Raw genomic sequence first — 563 nt, forward strand, 5'->3', positions numbered from 1 at the left:
GCACGAGCGGGGTCGTGAGCGTGGCGCAGTACGCCTCACTGAAGCACCCTGGAACCGCCAATCCAGATGATTCGGTATCGATCACCGACGGCGCGTTGCTGGCGGTGGTGACGGTCACCGACGGCGACGGCGACACCGCAACCAGCTCGACCGGCATCGGCGACGCCGTGCAGTTCCAGGACGACGGACCTACGGCAGCGATCGTGCAGGGCACCGCGACGGTGGCGCATGACGAAACCGCGGGCGTGCAGGCCGACGCCGACGACACCACGGCGGCAGCGGTTGTCGCGTTGTTCGCCGGTGTCGCCAATAAGAGTTCCGACCTGAGCCCTAGCGGTTACGCGCAGGACGCGACCCCGGTCGTGAGCTCGACGGGAAGCTCGTTCGGCGCCGATCAGGAGGGCGGGACGACGGCATTCTCGCTGGCGGTGTCCGCCGCGGGGGTGGATTCCGGCCTCGACACGACCAACGGCACCAGCATCCTGCTGTTCAAGGAAGGCGACCTGGTGGTGGGCCGCATAGGCTCAGCCGCGGGGGCGGCGGCGTTCGCCGTCGCGATCAAC

General features: G+C 68.9%; 1 protein-coding gene. It reads left to right on the top strand.

Annotated elements, in window-relative coordinates; genetic code table 11:
• Positions 1-14 precede the first annotated feature (14 nt).
• Positions 15-563 (top strand): DUF5801 repeats-in-toxin domain-containing protein (locus tag D3227_RS40615; protein WP_245452175.1); only part of this gene is annotated, 549 nt, incomplete at its 3' end.

Origin of the sequence: Mesorhizobium waimense (assembly GCF_003601975.1) — a bacterium.
Classification (GTDB): domain Bacteria; phylum Pseudomonadota; class Alphaproteobacteria; order Rhizobiales; family Rhizobiaceae; genus Mesorhizobium; species Mesorhizobium waimense.